Source organism: Neisseria sp. RH3002v2g (assembly GCF_014596425.2).
In the GTDB taxonomy this organism is placed as follows: domain Bacteria; phylum Pseudomonadota; class Gammaproteobacteria; order Burkholderiales; family Neisseriaceae; genus Neisseria.
Map to the genome: position 1 here is coordinate 44,619 of NZ_CP110721.1, position 18,664 is coordinate 63,282.

Here is an 18,664-nt window from a genome sequence, read left to right on the forward strand (position 1 = left end):
AGATTTATCCGCGCCCATCGTCTAGCGGTTAGGACATCGCCCTTTCACGGCGGTAACCGGGGTTCGATTCCCCGTGGGCGTGCCAGTTTTCAAAAAAACGCAATCTGTTTCAGATTGCGTTTTTTTATTGCATTTACTGTTTGTGTTCTAAGGCCGTCTGAAACGCTTAGCAACTCAAGAGACAGAAGTGTGTCAAATCAATTGCCCAGACTTTTTGTCGTTCTATGTGTTTTTCAATCTTATTTTACCCTTGTCAAAACCCGATTTATTGACAATAGTATTCATCTTAAAAATTTCCAAACCTGAATTTACATGATTTCATATTTATAATTTCTTGATTTTAGAAAATAAAAATATTTATTTGAACTTTTCTTAAAAAATGCCGTCTGAGATAAAGACAAGACGGAATATCTCTGTTAATGTGTAAATGTCAGCCGGCGTTTGCCGGTTTTTTATTGAAACCATTTGGGAGTCAATTATGAATATGAATGTTAAATTAATCGTTCCTGCCGTTTTGGCGGCTGTTGCCCTGACTGCATGTAGCAGCGGTTCTAAAGCCAAACCTGAAGCCAAAGCTGCTCCTACTGCGCAACAACAAACTCAAGCTCAGGCTCAACAAGCTCAAGCTCCAGTACCTAATACTTTGAAAGTAGACTCTATCGACGGTACTAAAGAAGTTCACTACAAATGCGGTAAAGACGGCAAAGAGCCTCTGAGCGTCATGTACGGCTTCAAAGGCAATGAAGTTGTTGCCGCTCAAGTAAAATACAAAGGCCAAGTTACTGAAAACCTGTTCCGTATCACTGACAGCAGCAAAGATGTAAACGCATTCTGGGGCGGCAACGTTGCTTGGATTGCTGAAGCAGCTACTGCAGCCAACGTGGACAAAGTTGACGGCAACATGCTGACTATCCGCGGTACTACCGAAGTAAACGGCAAACAAGAAGTGGTTGACCAAATCGCTACCCGTTTCTGCGTATTGGACAAAGGCGCGAAAGCTGCCGCTAAACCAGCCGCTAAAAAAGTGAAAAAATAATTTTTTATCGACAGCTTTAAACGCTGGGTAAAATAAAACAGGCCGTCTGAAAACTTTTCAGACGGCCTGTTTTTTTGGGGTGGTTTAACCCAAGAACCAGAATTTCAATGCCCACAATACGGCAACAATCCATACCATAGGCGGTACGTCTTGGGTGCGGTTGCACAAGAGCTTGATGAGTGCGTAGCTGATAAAGCCAAACGCAATACCGTCGGCAATCGAGTAGGTAAACGGCATGAAGACGATGGTCAGGAATGCCGGTGCGGCTTCGGTCATGTCGTCCCAATCGATTTCGCGCGCGCTGCGCAACATTTGCGCACCAACATAGAGCAGGGCAGGAGCGGTAGCGAATGCAGGAATGCTTTGAACCAGCGGCGAGAAAATCAGACAGGCCAGCATCAGTACGCCGACGGTAACGGCAGTCAGGCCGGTGCGGCCGCCGGCAGAAACACCTGCCGCGCTTTCAACGTAAGGGGTGGTAGAAGAAGTACCCAAGGCAGCACCGGCGACGATGGCGGTTGAGTCGGCAAACAGGGCGCGTTTCAAACGCGGCAGTTTGCCGTCTTGCAACAGGCCTGCGCGGTGGGAAACGCCGACCAAGGTGCCTGTAGAGTCAAACAGGTCAACCAGGAAGAATACAAAAATCACGCTGACCATGCTGACGGTAAACAAGCCTTTGAAGTCCATCTGCATGAAAGTCGGCGCAATGCTCGGGACTTCGCCGACCACGCCTTTGAACTCGCTCAAGCCCAAGGCGGTGGAGACGGCGGTCAGCGTCAGAATGGTAATGATAATGGAGCCTTTGACGCGGAAGTGGCCAAGTGCAACCACCATGACAAAGCCTGCCATCGCCAGCAGGGCGGTAGGCTGATGGATGTCGCCCAAGCCGACCAATGTGGCAGGATTGGCCACAATCACGCCTGCGCCTTTGAGCGCAATCAATGCCAAGAAGAGGCCGATACCTGCGGCAATCGACATTTTCAAGCCCATAGGCAGGGCGTTGACCAGCATTTCACGCACTTTAAAGAAGCTGAACAGGATGAAAATGATGCCTGAAATGAAAACGGCACCCAAAGCCACACGCCAGTCCACGCCCATGCCTTTGACGACGGCAAAGGTAAAGTAGGCGTTCAAACCCATGCCCGGCGCGAGGGCGATCGGGTAGTTGCCGACAAAGCCCATCACGAAACAACCGATGGCGGAGGCGATACAGGTGGCCACAAATACTGCGCCCATATCCATGCCGGTTTCGCCCAAAATCAGGGGGTTGACGATGATGATGTAACACATGGCGAGGAAGGTGGTCAAACCGGCCATGATTTCAGTGCGGACGTTGGTCTGATTGGCGCTCAGGTTGAACAATCGTTCCAAAACGCTTTGATTTGAAGAACTCATTTAAAAATATTCCTTTTGGGAAAGCCGCTTGCGGGACGGCATCGTCGGATTGGTCTGAAAAAAGTTTGGTTTTTGGCCTTAACTTCTCAACAGATAAGGGAATTTTCGGGCGGTATTATACTGAAAAGCCTTTTGTTCGGGTAATAAAAATACATGAATCAGATAATGCCGTGCCGAACCAAGATAAAGGCCGTCTGAACAGTTTCAGACGGCCTTTGTTTGTGTGTGCTTATACCGGTTTGCCTTTCAGGGAGAAGGTGTAGGCTTCGGTAATTTCCAAATCGATCATTTGGTTGATCATGTCGGGTGTGCCGGTAAAGTTGACCACGCGGTTGTTGGCGGTACGGGCTTGCAGTTGGTCGGGGTCTTTTTTGGAGATGCCTTCGACCAAGCAGCGTTGAACCGTGCCGACCATGGTTTGGTTGATGCGTGCGGTTTCGGCTTCGATGACTTCGTTCAAAGCTTCGAGGCGGCGCACTTTTTCTTCGTGCGGCGTGTCGTCGTGCAGGTTGGCGGCAGGCGTACCGGGGCGCGGACTGTAAATAAAGACGAAGCTCAAGTCAAAGGCGATGTCTTTGACCAGTTTCAAGGTTTGCTCGAACTCGCGCTCGGTCTCGCCCGGGAAGCCGACGATAAAGTCGGAGCTGAGGCACAAATCAGGACGGATGGCACGCAGCTTGCGGATGATGGATTTGTATTCCAAAGCGGTGTAACCGCGTTTCATCGCGCTCAATACGCGGTCGGAACCGCTTTGAATTGGCAGGTGCAGGTGGGAAACCAGCTTGGGCAGGTCGCGGTAGCACTCGATAATCGCGTCGGTAAATTCGCGCGGATGGCTGGTGGTAAAGCGCAGGCGTTCGATGCCCGGGATTTCGTGGACGATGCGCAACAAAGTGGCAAAGTCGCAGATTTCGCCGTTTTCCATTTCGCCGCGATAGGCATTGACGTTTTGGCCTAAGAGGTTGATTTCTTTAACGCCTTGTTGTGCCAAACCGGCAATTTCAGTCAATACGTCGTTGAGCGGGCGGGAGAATTCTTCGCCGCGGGTGTAAGGGACGACGCAGTAAGAGCAATATTTGGAACAGCCTTCCATAATGGAAATGAATGCCGAACCGCCTTCTACGCGCGCAGGCGGCAGGTGGTCGAATTTCTCGATTTCGGGGAAGGAAATGTCGATTTGAGACAGGCCGGTGGTTTCTTTATCGACGATGAGTTTGGGCAGGCGGTGCAGCGTTTGCGGACCAAAAACCACGTCCACATACGGAGCGCGTTTGACGATGTTTTCGCCTTCTTGAGAGGCAACGCAGCCGGCAACGCCGATGATGAGGTCGGGATTTTTTTCTTTGAGCGGACGTACGCGGCCTAAGTCGGAGAAGACTTTCTCTTGCGCTTTTTCACGCACGGAGCAGGTGTTGAACAAGATGATGTCGGCGTTGTCAGGTTGGGTAACCTGCTCGATGCCGCCGTGTTCTTCGGCGAGGACGGACAGCATTTTTTCGCTGTCGTACTCGTTCATTTGGCACCCGAAGGTGCGGATAAATACTTTTTTCATGGTTTGTTTTGATTGACTTGCTTGTTGTAAAAGGGTTCAGACGGCCTGTGAATACCCGGGCCGTCTGAAAGTTATTCTTCCGCCTGTTTTTGCGCTTTGGCGTGTGCGGCAAACCTGTCGGCCTCGGCGTCGGTCAGAATCCAGATTTCGCGGACGAGGCGGCTTTCTTCGTTGTATTTGAACGCGACGGCTTTGCCGGTTTGATTCAGCAGGCGGCCCATGGGGATGAAACGGTCGTTTTTATCGTGGATTTTGGTGAAGCGCGTGATTTGCAGTTTGGCCGCATTGCCGTCCACAATGCCCAAGGTCAGCAGGCGTGTCCAAGAAAAACCGCCTTTGCTGACTTTCAGATAAGGTAAATCGACAGTCTTTAAGACGGCCACGTCCATATCGTCGGGCAGGCTGCGTTGTGCATGGACGAGGGAGGACGCCAAAAGGGCGAGGCTGAGTATGAATCCGCGTAACATGATGCTTTTCTTTTATTGTTTCAATAGGTCGCGGATTATAGCACAAGCAGGAAAAATGTGGATAGAGTGTTTGTTTTTAAAGAATAATTTTGATTTTGCGCCCGATTCTTATTTTGAAGCTTGGGCCGTCTGAAAAGGATTTGGTGTTAAAATGGCATCAATTTGATTTTCAGACGACCTCTTACGAAAGAATTGACCATGAACCGTAATGAAAGCTTGTTCAACCGCGCCAAAGCCATTATTCCCGGCGGCGTAAACTCTCCTGTGCGCGCATTCGGCAGCGTCGGCGGTGTGCCGCGCTTTATCAAAAAGGCAGAAGGCGCATATGTTTGGGACGAAAACGGCACGCGTTATACCGACTATGTCGGCTCTTGGGGCCCTGCGATTGTCGGCCATGCCCATCCTGAAGTTATTGAAGCTGTGCGCGAAGCGGCATTGGGCGGTTTGTCGTTTGGTGCGCCGACTGAAGGCGAAATTGTCATTGCCGAAGAAATCTCCAAAATCATGCCGTCGGTCGAGCAGCTGCGCCTTGTCAGCTCCGGTACGGAAGCGACGATGACCGCCATCCGTCTGGCACGCGGTTTTACCGGCCGCGACAAAATCATCAAGTTTGAAGGCTGCTACCACGGCCATTCTGACAGCCTGTTGGTAAAAGCAGGCAGCGGTCTGCTGACGTTTGGCAATCCTTCTTCCGCCGGTGTGCCTGCCGACTTTACCAAACACACTTTGGTACTCGAATACAACAATATCGCCCAACTGGAAGAAGCCTTTGCCCAAAGTGGCAATGACATTGCCTGTGTGATTTTGGAGCCATTTGTCGGCAATATGAATCTGGTTAGGCCGTCTGAAGCCTTTGTCAAAGCCTTGCGCGAATTGACTGAAAAACACGGTGCCGTATTGATTTACGACGAAGTGATGACCGGCTTCCGCGTGGCGCTGGGCGGCGCGCAATCTTTGCACGGCATCAAACCCGATTTGACCACCATGGGCAAAGTGATCGGCGGCGGTATGCCTTTGGCGGCGTTCGGCGGCCGTAAAGACATCATGGAATGCATTTCCCCGTTGGGCGGCGTGTATCAGGCAGGTACATTGTCCGGCAATCCGATTGCGGTTGCCGCCGGTTTGAAAACGCTGGAAATCATTCAGCGCGAAGGCTTCTATGAAAACCTGACTGCCCTGACCCAACGCCTCGCCAACGGTATCGCTGACGCGGCTAAAGCGCACGGCGTTGAATTTACGGCCGACAGCGTGGGCGGCATGTTCGGCTTGTATTTTGCCAACCATGCACCGCAAAACTACGCCGATATGGCGCGTTCCAATATTGAAGGTTTCAAACATTTCTTCCACGGTATGCTTGACCGCAATGTTGCCTTCGGCCCGTCCGCTTATGAAGCCGGCTTTGTTTCTGCCGCGCATACGCCCGAGCTGATTGACGAAACCATTGCTGCGGCACACGAAGTGTTCAAAGAAATGGCGAAATAAAAGCTGAAGCTGTCATGTGAAAAAAGGCCGTCTGAAAAATATTCAGACGGCCTTTCGCTATTTTAAATCAATGCTTGATTATGCTTCTTCGGCTTTGCTGCGGATAATCAGCAGAGGCAGGTGGCTTTGGCGCATTACGGTTTCTGCGAAGCTGCCCATCAGCAGGTGCATCAGGCCGGTGCGGCCGTGTGTGCCGAGTACCAATAGGTCGGCGCCGTTTTCGTCGGCGTAGTCAACCAAGTCTTGCGCCATTTCGCGCGCGCCTTTGTTGGCGACCAACAGGTGTTTCACGATGTTTTCAACACCGTTTTCACGCGCTGTTTTTTCTGCAAAATCCAAAACTTCGTTACCTTGGGCAACGGCGGCGGCTTCGTAGCTTTCGTGTTGCAGGAATTCAGGCGCCAAAGCCATGTATTCGGCAGGGTTGGCAACGTGAACCAAAGTCAGTTGGGCTTTGTTGAGGCTTGCCAGTTCGGCGGCATGTTTCAATGCATTGAGGGAGGTCTCGCTACCGTCAACGGCTACAACCAGATGTTTGTACATATTCATTCTCCTTTTGCGCCGAGTAGCGGCACTTTCGTTTAATATGAAATCAGAACTTGTCTGAATGTGAAACGATTATAAACTCTTTCGGGCAGGTACAACAGCCCATCTGCTTTCAAGTATAATGTCTGTCCGAATCGCCTGTCGCGTTTTTCATTAATTTATTGATATATCACAAGGTTGCTTATGCAGGACGCCGCTTTTCTTTCTTCGCGCCGCTTTGGCGGCATTGCCAGACTTTACGGAGACGAAGCGCTGGCGCGCTTTTCGCGCGCGCATGTGTGCGTGGTCGGCGTCGGCGGCGTCGGCTCGTGGGCGGTGGAGGCGTTGGCGAGGAGCGGTATCGGTCGTTTAACGCTGATTGATTTGGACAATGTTGCCGAGTCTAATGTCAATCGCCAATTGCACGCTTTGACCGATGATTTCGGTAAGGCAAAAGTTACCGCTTTGCGCGAACGCATTGCCCAAATCAATCCACAATGCGAAGTGACGGAAATTGAAGATTTTGTGACCGAAGACAATCTGGACGAGCTTTTCAGACGGCCTTTCGACTTCGTCATCGACGCCATCGACCAAATCCGTGTCAAAGCGGCGATGGCGGCGTATTTCGTGCAACATAAACAACCGTTTATTATCAGCGGCGGCGCGGGCGGACAGAAAAATCCGGCGTTGATTCAAACCGCCGATTTGAGCCGCGTTACCCATGATCCGCTGCTTTCCAACCTGCGCTACACCTTGCGCAAACGCTACGGCTTCAGCCGCGATACCAAAGAAAAAATGCGCGTGCCTTGCGTTTATTCAACCGAGAATATTACGCCGCCGCAATCCGGCGAAGCGTGTTCGACCGATGCCGCGCCGCAAGGTTTGTCCTGCGCGGGCTATGGGGCGAGTATGCTGGTGACGGCTTCGTTTGGGCTGTATTGCGCGCAGGCTGCGGTGGAGCATATCGCAGGGCGGAAGTGAGGGGTAGGGGAAGATGGTGAAGAGCCGATTTTTTAAAGCCTACTTTATCGCCAGCCTGATTTATGCGGTATGGTTCGGCGTGTTGATGTATGCTGTCGATCCGATGTTTCTCGATGTGATGGAATGCAATACGCTGCCCGGCGATTATTTGTGTGTGCAAAGCGGTTATACCCGCCCGTTCACCACTTTTCTTTATCCGTTTCTGTCTATCGTGATCTTCAGCCTTGTGCACGCCGGTATCATGAAATGGCGCAAACGCCGTTCGGTTAAAATGATTTGGTTTTTGGTCGGCTGCGAAAGTTTGCTGTTGTCGGCTTTGATGGTGGCGATGCTGGCGAGGGATGGTTTTGTGTTGTCCCGAGATATTGGTTCGGTACTGACGGGTACAGTTTTCGCCAGCCTGCCGTTGTTGGGCATGGCCTTGGCGCAGACCTTTGCCATTGCCATTGTTTCTTTGCAAATCAATCGTAAAAAACGCTGATTTTTATATTAAAAACAGGTCGTCCTCGTTTCAGACGGCCTTTTGTTGATGAAACTTCTTACTAAACTTAAAAAGAAAAAGACCCTTTAACCATGCCTTCAGAACACCTTATTTCTTCCACTGCTGCAACGTCGTCTGAACATACCGTTGCGTGGGTGTTCGGTCAACCTGTTACCGATGTGCCGCAGGATTTGTTTATTCCGCCCGATGCGTTGAAGGTGGTATTGAGCAGCTTCCAAGGGCCGTTGGATTTGCTGCTGTACCTTATCCGCAAGCAAAATATCGATGTCCTCGATATTCCGATGGTGAAGATTACCGAGCAATATCTGCACTATATTGCCCAAATGGAGGCGTATCAGTTTGATTTGGCGGCGGAATACCTGCTGATGGCGGCGATGCTGATTGAAATTAAATCGCGCCTGCTGTTGCCGCGTCCTGAAGAAGTTGAGGATGAAGAGGCGGATCCGCGTGCCGAGTTGGTGCGCCGTCTGTTGGCTTACGAACAAATGAAACTGGCGGCTCAAGGCTTGGACGCGTTGCCGCGTGCCGGACGTGATTTTGCTTGGGCGTATTTGCCGCTGGAAATTGCGGTCGAAGCGAAGTTGCCGGAAGTGTACGTTGCCGATTTGACGCAGGCTTGGTTGGGTATTTTATCGCGTGCCAAGCATACGCGCAGTCATGAAGTGGTGCGGGAAACCATTTCCGTGCGCGCGCAGATGACGGCGATTTTGCGCCGTTTGAACGAAAGCGGCATCAGCAAATTCAGCGATTTGTTTAAGCCGGAGCAGGGCGCGACGTATGTGGTGGTCAATTTTATTGCATTGCTGGAATTGGCCAAAGAAGGCTTGGTACGTATCGTACAGCCGGAAAATTATGGCGAAATCGAAATCAGCCTGAAAGACGGTTTGGAAACAAACGAAGCCGAAATGCTTTCAGACGGCCTTGAAATCGATGAAGCCGATAACGGGTATTTGAAAAAAGAGAACTAAAATGAATTCGACGACAAGTCGCAGCAAGGCCTCTTTATGGGCGGTGGGTTTGATGCTGTTTGCGCTGTTTTTCGGCGCGGGTAACTTAATTTACCCGGCTTATTTGGGACAGCAGGCAGGCGAAAACTGGCTTTCGGCAATGTTCGGCTTTTTGTTGACCGGGGCGGGGTTGCCATTGCTGGGCGTGATTGCCGTCGGCTATTCCGGCTCGCGCGATGTGGAAGCGCTGGCTTCCCGTGTTGCGCCTTGGTACGGCGTGACTTTTGCCGCCGCGCTTTATCTGGCAATCGGCCCCTTGTTTGCCATGCCGCGTACGGCAACGGTATCTTTTGAAACCGCCATCTCTCCTTTCATTGATGAATCTTGGAAAAGCATCGCATTGGCCGTATTCAGTCTGGTGTTTTTCGGCATGACTTATTGGCTGTCGATTTCTCCGGGGAAACTGGTTGATCGTATCGGTAAAATCCTTACGCCCGTTTTATTGCTGGCAATTGCAATATTGGTCGGCTATGCCGCTATTAACCCGATGGGTATGCCGCAGACTGCACAAGGCGATTTTGCCGCTCATCCGTTGGTTAAAGGTATTTTGGAAGGCTACGGCACCATGGACGCGCTGGCTTCGCTGGTGTTTGCCATTATCGTCATTGATGCCGTTCGCGCCATGGGCGTGGACAACCGTGCGGATTTGCTGAAGACCACGACGATTTCCGGTGTGTTGGCGGCTTCCTGCCTGGCAGTGGTTTACCTGTTTATCGGTTATATGGGCGCGACAGGCGTGGCCGGTATCGGCTTGCAGGAAAACGGCGCGTCGGTTTTATCTAAAACCGCACAGCATTATTTCGGTACGGCCGGTATTGTGTTGCTTGGCGTCATGGTGCTGCTTGCCTGTCTGAGTACGGCGGTTGGCTTAATTACTTCATGCGCCGAATATTTCAACCGTCTTTGCCCGGGTATTTCTTATAAAGTCTTTGTAATACTGAATACGGTGGTGTCTATCCTGTTGGCCAATAAAGGCCTGTCAGCGATTTTGCATTTTTCCATCCCAATGCTGATGCTGTTGTATCCGCTGACCATCGTCATCATTCTGCTGGCTTTGACGGATAAACTGTTCGGCGGCGGCCGTATTGTCTATTTCTGCACCATGATGGCGGCCCTTATGGTCGGTTTGCTCGATGCCTATAAAGCTGCGTTTGGATTGGATGCCGATACCGCTGCCGCCATCGAGCGCGCATTGCCGTTTTATAATATCGGTTTAGGGTGGGTTGTTCCTTCTTTAGCCTGTTTTATACTCGGCTGCATTTTGAATGCGGCGTTGAAGAAAAAAGCATGATGATAAATAGGCCGTCTGAAATGTTCAGACGGCCTATTTATTTCGCCGACCAAGCAAACGACAGATGATTTTTTTGAAGAAATCCGTTATAATTGAAAAGTTAAGGCTTTGCGAGATACCGTTTCGCAGATGCAACATATTGAGAAGATTTATTTCCACAAATCCCGTTTTTTCAGTAAACGACTTGAACTGAAGGCGGATTTCGTGGTATAAATCGCGTTTTACTATTTTAGAAGTTTGGAGACTAACCATGGCACGAGTTTGCAAAGTGACCGGTAAGCGCCCGATGTCTGGCAATAACGTATCACACGCCAACAACAAAACCAAACGTCGTTTTTTGCCTAACTTGCAATCACGTCGTTTCTGGGTAGAAAGTGAAAACCGCTGGGTTCGCCTGCGCGTTTCTAACGCTGCATTGCGCACCATCGATAAAGTAGGCATTGATGTCGTATTGGCTGATTTGCGTGCTCGCGGCGAAGCTTAATTTAAACACCATTAATTAAGGATTACTGCAATGCGCGATAAAATCAAACTGGAGTCCAGCGCTGGTACTGGTCACTTCTACACAACTACTAAAAACAAACGTACTATGCCTGGCAAACTGGAAATCAAAAAATTTGACCCAGTAGCCCGTAAACACGTTATTTACAAAGAAACTAAATTGAAATAATCCGGTTTCTTCCAAGAAAAGCTCCTGTTTTGCAGGAGCTTTTCTTTTTATTTTCTGATTGGTTTTTGGGGGCTTGTTTCAAATGTGTATGCAAGATATTTTTGGATTGCTTTGGAATAGACAAAATACAAAGAGCGTGTATCCATTGGGATTACGCTCTTTTATTTTTCAGACGGCCTGATGGGGGATAAACAGCCTTGAGTTATGAATAAACATTCAACAAAGACTTAATGATCGACCTTGATGCCTTGATTGTCGGAATGTTGTTTTTTATCCAGCTCTTTTTGCAAGGTATCGCATGGTGTGTCGCAATCGCACATTTTCTTCATACCGAGAGAGGAAATGCCGCCGCAGCTGCCTTTGATGGTGCGTTTGGAGAAAATATAGCCGACTGCCATGCCGAGGATGACAATGATAAAGATGCCGAAAGTCAGAAGGAGGGTTTTCATGTGTGTATTCCTGAAGGTTAGTTTAATAATTTTTTGAATGCGCTGGACATTTTAGTATGGTAGCCGCCTTGCGGGGTTCGGATGATAAGGAAAACGGCGAGATTTTCTTGCTCGGCAAGTTTAAGCGCTTCGGTTTCTCCGAGAACGAACAATCCGGTGGAAAGGCCGTCTGCAAGTGTGGCGTTTTCTGCTACTACGCTGATGGAAGCAAGGTTGTGGCTGATGGGTTGTTTGGTTTTAGGGTTGATGATATGGGAAAGGCGACGGCCTGACTTATCGACATGGAAAATGCGGTAGTCGCCGGACGTGGCCAGTGATTTATTGTCCAATGGAATGGTAATTTGAGTGGCGCCGCCTTGAACGATATTGGGTTGCTCGATGCCGATACGCCAAGGATTGCCTTGCGCATTGCGGCCTTTGCCATGCAACTCGCCGCCGATTTCAACCAAATAATTGCCGATATTGAGTTTTTCAAGTTCGGCGGCGGTTTTATCTACACCAAAGCCTTTGGCGATGGAGGATAGGTCTAAATAAACTTCGGGATGGGTTTTGGCAAGTGTGGGATGCTGTCCATCTTGGGAAAGTTTGAGTTTGTCCGTACCGACCATTTCTGAAGCATGTTGGATTTCTTGTGCAGTCGGTTCGTGCGTGATTTCTTTTTGCGGGCCGAATCCCCAAAGGTTGACCAAAGGGCCGACGGTTACGTCCAGTGCGCCGTGCGTTAGTTTGTTTAAACGCAAGGCTTCGCCGGTCACATAGGCAAAGTCTTGGGAAATGGGCATGGCCTGATTGACGGTACGCAGCTGGTTGAATTGGCTGATTTCGGAATCGGTCTGGTAGGTAGACATTTGCCGGTTGACTTCTTTAAGCGCGTCATCAATGCGTTTTTGTATTTCGGCAGGGGAGGGGAGTTTGTCTTGGCCGTCTGAAAGGTATTTGACGGTATAGGTCGTGCCCATGGTCTCGCCTTGCAGGGTGATGGTTTGTTGTTGTTTTTCAGGTTGACAGGCAGAGAGTGTGAATGCGGAAAAGATGGCAACGGTGCAACCGATTATCGGACGGTAAAACGAATTGGAAAGAAACGGCATAAGGGATTTGCGGATTATTTTTTGAAGCCTTTATTGTATCGTAAAAGAAAGGTTCAGGCCGTCTGAAAGTATGATTTTCAGACGGCCTGGCAATAAAAAAGGAAGAAACCGAAGTTTCTTCCTTTTTGTTGGTTAGCCGCCGAAATCGTCCAAGAGGATGTTTTCGTCTTCCACGCCCAAGTCTTTGAGCATTTTGATCACGGACTGGTTCATGATTGGAGGGCCGCACATGTAGAATTCGCAGTCTTCCGGTGCTTCGTGGTTTTTCAGGTGGTTTTCGTAAACCACGTTGTGGATGAATCCTGTGTAACCGTCCCAGTTGTCTTCAGGCAATGGGTCGGACAGGGCAACGTGCCATGTGAAGTTCGGGTACTCTGCCGCGAGTTGGTCGAAGTCTTCGACATAGAACATTTCGCGTTTGGAGCGTGCGCCGTACCAGAAGGTGATTTTGCGTTTGGAGTTCAAACGTTTCAGCTGGTCGAAAATGTGGGAGCGCATCGGCGCCATACCTGCACCACCGCCGATAAATACCATTTCGGCATCGGTATCCTTGGCAAAGAATTCGCCAAACGGACCGGAGATGGTTACTTTGTCGCCGGGTTTGAGCGACCAGATGTAAGAAGACATTTGTCCCGGAGGCGCATCGGGTACGCGTGGAGGCGGTGTGGCGATACGCACGTTCAGCATGATGATGCCTTTTTCTTCTGGATATGAAGCCATGGAGTAAGCGCGCAAAATCGGTTCGTCCACTTTGGAAACGTATTGCCACAGATTGTATTTGTCCCAGTCTTCGTGGTATTCCTTAGGAATATCGAAGTCTTTGTAGGCAACAGTGTGAGGAGGGGCTTCAATTTGAATATAGCCGCCGGCGCGGAAAGGAACTTCTTCGCCTTCGGGAATGGCAAGTTTGAGTTCTTTAATGAACGTGGCTTTGTTGTCATTGGAGATGACAGTACATTCCCATTTTTTCACGCCGAACACTTCTTCCGGTACTTCGATGTCCATGTCGGTTTTGACGTTGACCTGACAAGACAGACGGCAGCCTTCGCGCGCTTCGCGTTTGCTGATGTGGGACAGCTCGGTCGGCAGAATGTCGCCGCCGCCGCTTTTCACGACAACGCGGCACTGACCGCATGAGCCGCCGCCACCGCAGGCGGAAGGAACGAAAATACCTTGGCTGGCAAGCGCACCCAGCAGTTTGCCGCCGGCAGGCATCGTCAGCTCTTTTTCGTTATTGACTTTGATGGTGATGTCGCCTTCGCTCACCAACTTGGATTTGGCAAACAGAATCATCAGTGCCAAAACCAAGACGATGACGGTAAACATCACGATACCTAAAATAATCTCCATGCCGATTCCTTTCTTATAACTGGATGCCGGAGAACGACATAAACGCCATTGCCATCAGGCCGGCGGCGATAAAGGTAATGCCTAAGCCTTTGAGGCCTTTAGGGACATCCGAATATTTCATTTTTTCGGTAATGCCCGCCAAAGCGACAATAGCCAAAAGCCAGCCCAAGCCTGCGCCGAAACCGTATACAACGGACTCGCCGAAGTTGTATTCGCGTTGCGCCATAAACGATACGGCACCGAAAATCGCGCAGTTTACGGTAATCAGAGGCAGGTAGATACCCAATGCGTTGTAGAGGGCAGGGACGAATTTGTCCAAGAACATTTCCAAAATCTGCACCAAAGCAGCAATCACGCCGATGAAGGTGATGAATTTCAGGAAGGTCAAATCCACGCCTTCAACCAGCGCACCGTCTTTCAGCAGCGAATAAACGAGTTGGTTGGCAGGGACGGATAGGCCGAGTACGAAAGTAACGGCAACGCCCAAACCGAATGCGGTGGATACTTTTTTAGATACCGCCAAAAACGTACACATCCCCAAGAAGAAGGACAGTGCCATGTTTTCCAGAAAGACGGATTTTACAAAGAGGCTTAAGTAATGTTCCATGTGTTATTTCTCCGCCTGTTCAGGTTTCCAAGTGCGCAGACCCCATACCAAGAAACCGATGATGAAGAACGCGCTGGGAGCGAGCAGGAACAAGCCGTTGGTTTGATACCAGCCGCCATCTTGTACGGTTTGGAAAATGGTGTAGCCAAAGAGCTTGCCTGAGCCGATCAGTTCGCGGATGGTTGCGATGATGATCAACATCATGCCGTAACCTGCGCCGTTGCCGATACCGTCAACCAAGCTTTCCAGCGGCGGCTCTTTCATGGCGAATGCTTCGGCACGGCCCATCACGATACAGTTGGTAATAATCAGACCGACAAATACGGAGAGCTGTTTGGACAGCTCATAAGCAAAGGCTTGGAGCAGTTGGTCAACCAGCGTTACCAAGGAAGCAACAATCGCCATTTGCACAATAATACGGATGCTGTTGGGGATGTAGTTGCGCACCAAAGAAATGAAGAAGCTGGAAAAACCGGTTACCAAAGCTACGGAAATACCCATCACGATGGCCGTCTGAAGCTTGGTGGTAACCGCCAAAGCCGAACAAATACCCAAAACCTGCAAGGCAATCGGGTTGTTGTCGATAAAGGGTGAAAACATCAAATATTTCAAGCGTTTCATGTCAGCCATTATTGTGCTCCTGCTGATTTCAATTTGTTCAGGTAGGGGATATAGCCGTTTTCGCCGAACCAGTAGGCGAACGAACCTTGCACGCCTTTAGATGTCAGCGATGCGCCGGAGAGGGCATCTACGCCGTGTTCTTTGTCCGAACTTGCGCCTTTGCCGACATGCAGGGCGAGTTTGCCTTGTTCGTCAAACAGTTTTTTGCCGACGAATTTTTGTTGCCACAACGGATTGCCGATTTCGCCGCCCAAGCCCGGGGTTTCGCCTTGGTCGTAGTAGGTGATGCCGTTGATGGTGTTGCCGTCGGGTTGGATGGCGACAAAACCGTACATAACAGACCACAAACCGTTACCGTGCATAGGCAGGATGATTTGACTGACTTTGCCGTCATCGCCTTTTACCAAGTAAACCTCGGTGTATTTGGCACGGCTTTTGATGCCGGCCAAATCGTCTTCGGGTTTGATTTGGATGCTTTGGGCAGGGTCTTTGCCTGCGATGCGCGCGCTGAAGTCTTTCGGCGCATCTTTCACGTATTCGCCGGTTGCCAAATCGACAACGCGTTGCTCGATACGCTCGGCAAAGGTTTTGCTGATGTCGGTGTTTTTATCCATCAAACCGGCTACGCTCAAGATATAGCCTTGTTTGTCTTGGAGTTTTTGTTTCTCTTGGATGGGTTTCAAGCCGACGACCGCACCGGCAACGATGATGGAACAAATCAGGCTGACAACCAATACCACAATCAGCGTGCCACTGAAGCTGTCTTTATCGAATTTCTTAGCCATTGCTGCGCGCCTTTCTGCGTTTGATGTTCGCTTGTGCGACGAAATAGTCGAAAATCGGGGCAAACAGGTTGGCAAACAGAATCGCCAACATCATGCCTTCGGGGTAAGCAGGGTTGACCACGCGGATCAATACGCACATCACGCCGATTAACGCGCCGTACCACCATTTGCCGACATTGGTAAAGGAAGCGGAAACAGGGTCGGTCGCCATAAACAGCATACCGATGGCAAAGCCGCCGACAACCAGATGCCAATACCAAGGCATGCTGAACATTGGGTTGGTGTCCGAACCGATGAAGTTAAACAACGAAGACATGGCAATCATACCGATCATCACGCCGGCAATAATGCGCCAAGAAGCGATGCGGGCAAACACGATAAACGCGCCGCCGATTAAAAGTGCCAAAGTGGATACTTCGCCGATAGAGCCGGGCAGATTACCGATAAACGCATCCATCCAAGTGATGGATTTACCGGTAACGGTATTTTGCAGGCCGTCTGCACCGTGTGCCGCCCATTGAGCCAGCGCGGTTGCGCCGGAATAGCCGTCAACCGCCGTCCAAACGGTGTCGCCGGTAATATTGGCAGGATAGGCGAAGAACAAGAAGGCACGGCCTGCCAGTGCAGGGTTCATAAAGTTTTTACCCGTACCGCCAAACACCTCTTTCGCAACCACCACGCCGAAGGTAATACCCAAGGCAGCCTGCCACAGCGGCAGCGTAGGCGGAACGATCAAAGCAAACAGAATCGAAGTCACGAAGAAACCCTCGTTGATTTCGTGTTTGCGCACGGTGGCGAACAAAACTTCCCAAAAACCGCCGACGATAAATACGGTTGCGTAAATCGGCAGGAAGTAGATCGCGCCGAACAGCATTTTGCCCAACACGCCCGCTTCAGACGACATATTGATGCCCAAAGCGTTGGCAAGGGCGTAATGCCAGTCGTTGGCGATGTTTTGTTGCAACAAATCGGGCGTTAACGCACCGAATGCCTGTACGCCGACGTTGTACATGCCGTAAAACATGGCAGGGAACAAAGACAGCCACACCAAAATCATCATGCGCTTGGAGTCGAGCGCGTCGCGGACGTGTGCCGCTTTGCGCGTTACCGCGCCGGATGTATAGAAAATCGTCGCCGCAGCTTCGTAGAGGGCATACCATTTTTCATGTTTGCCGCCCGGCAGGAAGTGCGGTTCGATTTTTTCCAGAAAATGTTTCAAGCCCATAATCAGCCTTCCTTCTCAATGGTTTCCAGCACCTTGCGCAACAGCGGGCCGTATTCGTATTTGCCCGGGCAGACGAAGCTGCACAAAGCGAGGTCTTCTTCGTCCAATTCCAAACAACCCAAAGCCTGTGCGCTGTCGGTATCGCCGACGATTAAATCGCGCAAAAGCAAGGTGGGCAGGATATCCAGCGGCATCACGCGCTCGTAAGTGCCGATCGGTACCATAGCGCGGTCGCCGCCATTGACGGCTGTGTTGAACTTGAAGAGTTTGTTTTTCAGGAAATGACCGAGGGTTGTGCGCGTGATGGAGTATTTGTCCGGCTGCGGCGCAACCCAGCCGAACAGCTCTTTGTTGCGGCCTTCTTCGATAACGGAAATCTGATTGTGGTAGCGGCCGAGGTAATCGTGCGCGCCTTGCGCAATCGCGCCATTCAATACCGAGCCGGAAATCACGCGGTTGTCTGCGTCAACCAATTCGCCGGCGGTAATTTGCGATACTTTTGCACCCAAAACGGTACGCAAAAGGCGCGGTTTGTTGACTTGAGAGCCACCTAAGGCAATCACGCGCTCGGTGTTCAGACGGCCTGTAGTAAACAAACGTCCGATGGCAATCACGTCTTGATAATTGATGGTCCAAACGGTTTTATTCGCTCCGACTGGCTCGATGAAATGAATGTGCGTACCGCTCAAACCGGCAGGATGAGGGCCGCCGAATTCATGTGTTTCGATGTTGGCAGCGTTTGCAGACGGCACATCCGCACCGGCAGCTTTGCACACATGGATTTTACACTCAGTCAGGCGGCTCAATACCAACAGGCCGTGTTTGAAGTCTTCGGCGGCTTCTTTGATGATGACCGTAGGATCGGCGGCCAGCGGATTGGTGTCCATCGCATTGACGAAGATGGCGAACGGCTCGGCATCGACAGCAGGAATTTTGCTGAACGGACGGGTACGCAGCGCAGTCCACAAACCGGATTGAATCAGATTGCGGCGCACTTCTTCGTTGCTCAATTTTGCCAACGCTTCAGGTGCGTAGCGTTCGAACTCGATTTCGTCGTTGCCTTCAACGGCAATCACGACTGACTGAAGTACGCGCTTTTCGCCACGGTGAATCGCGGCGATTTTGCCTGAAGCCGGAGCAGTAAATACTACGCCCGGATTCTTTTTGTCTTCAAACAGCACTTGGCCTTTTTTGACGGCTTCGCCTTCCTTGATTTTCATCGAGGGGCGCATGCCGACATATTCTTCGCCAAGCAACGCGACTTCGGTGATGGCCGGACCGTCATAAATGACTTGCTCCGGTCTGCCCGCGATGGGCAGGTCTAAGCCTTTTTTTATCTTAATCATAAGGATGCGTTACTTTTTGGTGGGTTGATATTCGGATGTCGGATTATTTTTTCAGACGGCATGTAATGCTTTGAAACAAAGGACGGGCCGTCTGAAAAAAGCAGAGGTTTGCTATAAAAACAACGAATAAACGCAAACAACAAAGCTTTAGATTTTATCAGGTATGGGCCGTTTTATGTCAGTTTTACGCTTATTTTTACGGGAAAAGTGGGAAAAAAGTAGGGATATGTAATGAAATGTTAAAGCGAAAAAATTTTAACTGATTGATATTTAAGAATTATGTTT

At 50.3% G+C, this 18,664-nt stretch carries 20 protein-coding genes and 1 tRNA gene; 9 read left to right on the forward strand and 12 right to left on the reverse strand.

Annotated features, from left to right (window positions below; all coding sequences use genetic code 11):
• Positions 1-10 precede the first annotated feature (10 nt).
• Positions 11-85: transfer RNA gene (locus tag BBP27_RS00200), tRNA-Glu, on the forward strand.
• Positions 86-478: 393 nt separating this feature from the next.
• On the forward strand, positions 479-1,036 hold the full coding sequence (locus BBP27_RS00205; protein WP_003748832.1) for an ACP-like domain-containing protein: 558 nt from the start codon (positions 479-481) through the stop codon (positions 1,034-1,036).
• Between the two features lie 84 nt (positions 1,037-1,120).
• Here the strand turns inward: BBP27_RS00205 and BBP27_RS00210 are convergent, their stop codons facing one another.
• The 3 genes from BBP27_RS00210 to BBP27_RS00220 all read right to left on the reverse strand — a co-directional run bounded on the left by BBP27_RS00210 (position 1,121) and on the right by BBP27_RS00220 (position 4,450).
• Entirely contained in the window at positions 1,121-2,431 is a 1,311-nt protein-coding gene (locus BBP27_RS00210; protein ID WP_188211891.1) for an NCS2 family permease, read from the reverse strand.
• 229 nt (positions 2,432-2,660) lie between these two features.
• On the reverse strand, positions 2,661-3,983 hold the full coding sequence (gene miaB, locus BBP27_RS00215) for a tRNA (N6-isopentenyl adenosine(37)-C2)-methylthiotransferase MiaB (protein ID WP_188211890.1): 1,323 nt from the start codon (positions 3,981-3,983) through the stop codon (positions 2,661-2,663).
• A 71-nt stretch (positions 3,984-4,054) separates the two neighbouring features.
• Positions 4,055-4,450: a hypothetical protein gene (locus BBP27_RS00220; RefSeq protein WP_188211889.1), complete on the reverse strand. Its 396-nt coding sequence runs from the start codon at positions 4,448-4,450 to the stop codon at positions 4,055-4,057.
• A 198-nt stretch (positions 4,451-4,648) separates the two neighbouring features.
• Between BBP27_RS00220 and hemL the strand changes: the two genes are divergently transcribed.
• Positions 4,649-5,932 carry a glutamate-1-semialdehyde 2,1-aminomutase gene (hemL, locus tag BBP27_RS00225; protein WP_188211888.1) on the forward strand — a complete coding sequence of 428 codons (1,284 nt, stop codon included), beginning with the start codon at positions 4,649-4,651 and terminating at the stop codon, positions 5,930-5,932.
• A gap of 78 nt (positions 5,933-6,010) precedes the next feature.
• Here hemL and BBP27_RS00230 read toward each other — a convergent pair whose 3' ends face one another.
• Entirely contained in the window at positions 6,011-6,475 is a 465-nt protein-coding gene (locus BBP27_RS00230) for a universal stress protein (RefSeq protein WP_003748822.1), read from the reverse strand.
• A 186-nt stretch (positions 6,476-6,661) separates the two neighbouring features.
• Here BBP27_RS00230 and BBP27_RS00235 point away from each other — a divergent pair, with 186 nt between their 5' ends.
• The 6 genes from BBP27_RS00235 (at position 6,662) to rpmG (ending at position 10,908) form a co-directional block, all read left to right on the forward strand.
• Positions 6,662-7,438 carry a tRNA threonylcarbamoyladenosine dehydratase gene (locus tag BBP27_RS00235; protein WP_003748819.1) on the forward strand — a complete coding sequence of 259 codons (777 nt, stop codon included), beginning with the start codon at positions 6,662-6,664 and terminating at the stop codon, positions 7,436-7,438.
• Between the two features lie 13 nt (positions 7,439-7,451).
• Positions 7,452-7,919 (forward strand): hypothetical protein, encoded by a 468-nt coding sequence (locus BBP27_RS00240; protein WP_003748817.1) that lies wholly within the window; start codon positions 7,452-7,454, stop codon positions 7,917-7,919.
• Positions 7,920-8,011: 92 nt separating this feature from the next.
• Positions 8,012-8,908, forward strand: coding sequence for a segregation and condensation protein A (locus tag BBP27_RS00245; RefSeq protein WP_003748815.1), 897 nt, complete (start codon positions 8,012-8,014; stop codon positions 8,906-8,908).
• Position 8,909: 1 nt separating this feature from the next.
• A complete protein-coding gene (brnQ, locus tag BBP27_RS00250) occupies positions 8,910-10,238 on the forward strand; it encodes a branched-chain amino acid transport system II carrier protein (protein WP_003748813.1) in 1,329 nt (442 codons plus the stop codon).
• A 250-nt stretch (positions 10,239-10,488) separates the two neighbouring features.
• The gene (gene rpmB / locus BBP27_RS00255) at positions 10,489-10,722 is read left to right on the forward strand and encodes a 50S ribosomal protein L28 (protein WP_002216391.1); all 234 of its coding nucleotides are present in this window, start codon (positions 10,489-10,491) and stop codon (positions 10,720-10,722) included.
• 30 nt (positions 10,723-10,752) lie between these two features.
• Entirely contained in the window at positions 10,753-10,908 is a 156-nt protein-coding gene (gene rpmG, locus BBP27_RS00260; protein WP_003684373.1) for a 50S ribosomal protein L33, read from the forward strand.
• Positions 10,909-11,135: 227 nt separating this feature from the next.
• Here the strand turns inward: rpmG and nqrM are convergent, their stop codons facing one another.
• The 8 genes from nqrM to BBP27_RS00300 form a co-directional block, all read right to left on the reverse strand.
• Positions 11,136-11,357: a (Na+)-NQR maturation NqrM gene (nqrM, locus tag BBP27_RS00265; RefSeq protein ID WP_003680888.1), complete on the reverse strand. Its 222-nt coding sequence runs from the start codon at positions 11,355-11,357 to the stop codon at positions 11,136-11,138.
• Positions 11,358-11,374: 17 nt separating this feature from the next.
• Entirely contained in the window at positions 11,375-12,445 is a 1,071-nt protein-coding gene (locus BBP27_RS00270; protein ID WP_003748810.1) for an FAD:protein FMN transferase, read from the reverse strand.
• Between the two features lie 132 nt (positions 12,446-12,577).
• The gene (gene nqrF / locus BBP27_RS00275; RefSeq protein WP_003748808.1) at positions 12,578-13,795 is read right to left on the reverse strand and encodes an NADH:ubiquinone reductase (Na(+)-transporting) subunit F; all 1,218 of its coding nucleotides are present in this window, start codon (positions 13,793-13,795) and stop codon (positions 12,578-12,580) included.
• 13 nt (positions 13,796-13,808) lie between these two features.
• Positions 13,809-14,402, reverse strand: coding sequence for an NADH:ubiquinone reductase (Na(+)-transporting) subunit E (gene nqrE, locus BBP27_RS00280; RefSeq protein ID WP_003684365.1), 594 nt, complete (start codon positions 14,400-14,402; stop codon positions 13,809-13,811).
• Positions 14,403-14,405: 3 nt separating this feature from the next.
• A complete protein-coding gene (locus BBP27_RS00285) occupies positions 14,406-15,032 on the reverse strand; it encodes an NADH:ubiquinone reductase (Na(+)-transporting) subunit D (protein WP_003684313.1) in 627 nt (208 codons plus the stop codon).
• A complete protein-coding gene (locus BBP27_RS00290; RefSeq protein WP_003748805.1) occupies positions 15,032-15,808 on the reverse strand; it encodes a Na(+)-translocating NADH-quinone reductase subunit C in 777 nt (258 codons plus the stop codon). Before BBP27_RS00290 ends, BBP27_RS00285 begins: the two co-directional genes overlap by 1 nt.
• Positions 15,801-17,033: an NADH:ubiquinone reductase (Na(+)-transporting) subunit B gene (locus tag BBP27_RS00295; RefSeq protein ID WP_003748802.1), complete on the reverse strand. Its 1,233-nt coding sequence runs from the start codon at positions 17,031-17,033 to the stop codon at positions 15,801-15,803. Before BBP27_RS00295 ends, BBP27_RS00290 begins: the two co-directional genes overlap by 8 nt.
• Positions 17,034-17,035: 2 nt before the next feature.
• Positions 17,036-18,379 (reverse strand): Na(+)-translocating NADH-quinone reductase subunit A, encoded by a 1,344-nt coding sequence (locus tag BBP27_RS00300; protein ID WP_003748800.1) that lies wholly within the window; start codon positions 18,377-18,379, stop codon positions 17,036-17,038.
• Positions 18,380-18,664 lie beyond the last annotated feature (285 nt).

Coding starts and splice junctions, on each gene's coding strand:
- BBP27_RS00240 (WP_003748817.1), top strand. CDS start 7,452: ATGGTGAAGAGCCGATTTTTTAAAGCCTACTTTATCGCCAGCCTGATT.
- miaB (WP_188211890.1), bottom strand. CDS start 3,983: ATGAAAAAAGTATTTATCCGCACCTTCGGGTGCCAAATGAACGAGTAC.
- brnQ (WP_003748813.1), top strand. CDS start 8,910: ATGAATTCGACGACAAGTCGCAGCAAGGCCTCTTTATGGGCGGTGGGT.
- BBP27_RS00270 (WP_003748810.1), bottom strand. CDS start 12,445: ATGCCGTTTCTTTCCAATTCGTTTTACCGTCCGATAATCGGTTGCACC.
- rpmG (WP_003684373.1), top strand. CDS start 10,753: ATGCGCGATAAAATCAAACTGGAGTCCAGCGCTGGTACTGGTCACTTC.
- BBP27_RS00300 (WP_003748800.1), bottom strand. CDS start 18,379: ATGATTAAGATAAAAAAAGGCTTAGACCTGCCCATCGCGGGCAGACCG.
- nqrE (WP_003684365.1), bottom strand. CDS start 14,402: ATGGAACATTACTTAAGCCTCTTTGTAAAATCCGTCTTTCTGGAAAAC.
- BBP27_RS00290 (WP_003748805.1), bottom strand. CDS start 15,808: ATGGCTAAGAAATTCGATAAAGACAGCTTCAGTGGCACGCTGATTGTG.
- BBP27_RS00285 (WP_003684313.1), bottom strand. CDS start 15,032: ATGGCTGACATGAAACGCTTGAAATATTTGATGTTTTCACCCTTTATC.
- BBP27_RS00210 (WP_188211891.1), bottom strand. CDS start 2,431: ATGAGTTCTTCAAATCAAAGCGTTTTGGAACGATTGTTCAACCTGAGC.
- BBP27_RS00235 (WP_003748819.1), top strand. CDS start 6,662: ATGCAGGACGCCGCTTTTCTTTCTTCGCGCCGCTTTGGCGGCATTGCC.
- BBP27_RS00220 (WP_188211889.1), bottom strand. CDS start 4,450: ATGTTACGCGGATTCATACTCAGCCTCGCCCTTTTGGCGTCCTCCCTC.
- hemL (WP_188211888.1), top strand. CDS start 4,649: ATGAACCGTAATGAAAGCTTGTTCAACCGCGCCAAAGCCATTATTCCC.
- BBP27_RS00230 (WP_003748822.1), bottom strand. CDS start 6,475: ATGTACAAACATCTGGTTGTAGCCGTTGACGGTAGCGAGACCTCCCTC.
- BBP27_RS00245 (WP_003748815.1), top strand. CDS start 8,012: ATGCCTTCAGAACACCTTATTTCTTCCACTGCTGCAACGTCGTCTGAA.
- nqrM (WP_003680888.1), bottom strand. CDS start 11,357: ATGAAAACCCTCCTTCTGACTTTCGGCATCTTTATCATTGTCATCCTC.
- BBP27_RS00295 (WP_003748802.1), bottom strand. CDS start 17,033: ATGGGCTTGAAACATTTTCTGGAAAAAATCGAACCGCACTTCCTGCCG.
- rpmB (WP_002216391.1), top strand. CDS start 10,489: ATGGCACGAGTTTGCAAAGTGACCGGTAAGCGCCCGATGTCTGGCAAT.
- BBP27_RS00205 (WP_003748832.1), top strand. CDS start 479: ATGAATATGAATGTTAAATTAATCGTTCCTGCCGTTTTGGCGGCTGTT.
- nqrF (WP_003748808.1), bottom strand. CDS start 13,795: ATGGAGATTATTTTAGGTATCGTGATGTTTACCGTCATCGTCTTGGTT.